Origin of the sequence: uncultured Thiodictyon sp., from assembly GCF_903828115.1 — a bacterium.
Lineage (GTDB): Bacteria > Pseudomonadota > Gammaproteobacteria > Chromatiales > Chromatiaceae > Thiodictyon.
In genome coordinates this window covers 1-1,901 of the sequence record NZ_CAIKKU010000215.1, presented here as the reverse complement: position 1 = coordinate 1,901, position 1,901 = coordinate 1, and the positions used below count along the sequence as shown (strand labels likewise).

The 1,901-nt window shown below is 65.1% G+C and carries 3 protein-coding genes; all 3 read left to right on the top strand.

Annotated features, from left to right (window positions below):
• Positions 1-240: 240 nt before the first annotated feature.
• The 3 genes from QZY48_RS07790 to QZY48_RS07780 all read left to right on the top strand — a co-directional run bounded on the left by QZY48_RS07790 (position 241) and on the right by QZY48_RS07780 (position 1,329).
• Positions 241-507, top strand: coding sequence for a hypothetical protein (locus tag QZY48_RS07790; RefSeq protein WP_295429823.1), 267 nt, complete (start codon positions 241-243; stop codon positions 505-507).
• A 240-nt stretch (positions 508-747) separates the two neighbouring features.
• Entirely contained in the window at positions 748-939 is a 192-nt protein-coding gene (locus QZY48_RS07785) for a hypothetical protein (RefSeq protein ID WP_295429821.1), read from the top strand.
• A 126-nt stretch (positions 940-1,065) separates the two neighbouring features.
• The gene (locus QZY48_RS07780; protein ID WP_295429819.1) at positions 1,066-1,329 is read left to right on the top strand and encodes a transposase; all 264 of its coding nucleotides are present in this window, start codon (positions 1,066-1,068) and stop codon (positions 1,327-1,329) included.
• Positions 1,330-1,901: the final 572 nt, after the last annotated feature.

Here is a 1,901-nt window from a genome sequence, read left to right as displayed (position 1 = left end):
CCGCTCCTACGGCGTAGGAGCGGCCCCCAGGCCGCGACGGGTTGCCGCAAGGGTGCGTGGCCGAAGTTATGATCAAGGCCGCTTGCGAGATCGCACCGCACTGGGTTTGGGAAAGTGTTCGCTCCGAACCCGAGAACATCGCAATGCCGTCGGTTGGGGTGAGGCACGGACACTGGTGGCGAATCCTGTAAGCTGTTGACGTCACCTATTGCACAAGTGCATCGACCGGAGCTGACCGAGATGTCCTTCAACGTGGACGATTTCAAACGCGACGCCCTGCGCGTGATGCTCGACGACCCATGGCTGACACCGGAGGACCATGCCACCCTGCGCGCCGACCTGCTGCAGAAGTTGCCCCCCGAAGAGCGCCTGCACGGCCTGGATCCGGCGGAGGTACTCAAACGCTACGCGCCCGAAGACCGCCTGCGCGGCCTGCCGCCGGAGGAGATCCTGCGGGCGATGGATCCCGAACAGATCAAAGCCTGGCTCCAGCGGACCGGACACTGAGGCCGGGGAGCCAGTGGGAGCGCCTCCCCGGGGGGAACCCGCCGACGCTCGCCGGCCCGCCGCGACCATTGGCCAAGCCAAGAATCCCTAACGCGTGAAGATCCTCACCGTCATCGGCGCCCGTCCCCAGTTCATCAAGGCCGCCACGGTCAGCCGCGCCATTCGTGAGCAGAATGCGGCCGGGCAGCCCCGCCCATCCGCGAGGTCATCGTCCACACCGGCCAGCACTTCGACGCCGGCATGTCCGATGTCTTCTTTGCGCAACTCGACATCCCGCGCCCGGACCATCACCTCGGGATTGCCAGCCTGTCCCACGGCGCCATGACCGGCCGCATGCTCGAAGCCATCGGGTCCGCGCTTATTCTGAGCGAATGTCGTTTTTCAAGCCCCGTTTCTTTATATGTCGAACCAACGGTCTGGGAGACACCTTGACCTGCGTACCGGGCGACCCAACCCTGCGCCGGAACTGCTCGACCCCACGAATGACTATGTCTTCAAGCGGCGCTGAGCCGCGTCCGTCGGCTCAGCGCCGACGAGGAGGCGAGGCGCCTGGCCTTCGTGCGCGAGCGCGCGGTGCGCGATGAGATCACGCTGTTGCGGGAAGCACGGGAAGAAGGGATCCAGGAGGGGCGTCAGGAAGGGCGTCAGGAAGAAGCCGCGGCGATCCTGCTGCAACTGCTCACACTCAAGTTTGGCCCACCCGTCGACGCGGTGACCAAGCGTGTGCAACAGGCCAATGCCGACGCCCTACGGTGCTGGTCCGCGCGGGTGCTCACCGCCACCCGCCTGGAGGAGGTCTTCGCGGAGACCGACGGGCGATGAATCCGCCGAATGCCGGGACAAGTCAAGCGTGCGATGGGAGACCTGACCTTGCGGCCTTTGCTGCCACAGGGGACGGCCGATGCACCCCAGACCGGGCCTATTCTCCGAGGATGAAACGCCCGCGCTGCCCCACAACTAAACGTGGTCTGTCCCTGATATCCTGCTGATATCCTGATATCCTTGGTCTGTCCCTGATATCCTCTTGATTACTGACGATCTTGATCGTCGTTCCGGTCGGTCGCGATCGGCCCGCCCATCCGCTGGTCCGCACAGCGGACCCTACGGTAAGACCGCGATCCGTAGGGTCCGCTGTGCGGACCAACAACCGCGCAGAACGCGAGGTGGCCAAGTTTATGACCAAGGCCCAAACGGAGGCCGGTAGGGTGGACGAGCGGGAGCGAAGTCCACCGAATCCCGCGCCGCCGTTGGTGGACCGCGCTGCGCTTGTCCACCCGGTACTGCGCGTTGGCAGTGGCCGGAATTGTGATCGAGGCCCGCGCCGAAACGCCATCCATGGACAAACGCCCCCACAAACCCTGGCACCGCTGGCTCGGCATCCTGCTGACCGACCT

Bases quoted from the DNA above. Each gene is read 5' to 3' on its own strand.
- QZY48_RS07785 (WP_295429821.1), top strand. From the start codon at position 748: ATGTCCGATGTCTTCTTTGCGCAACTCGACATCCCGCGCCCGGACCAT.
- QZY48_RS07790 (WP_295429823.1), top strand. From the start codon at position 241: ATGTCCTTCAACGTGGACGATTTCAAACGCGACGCCCTGCGCGTGATG.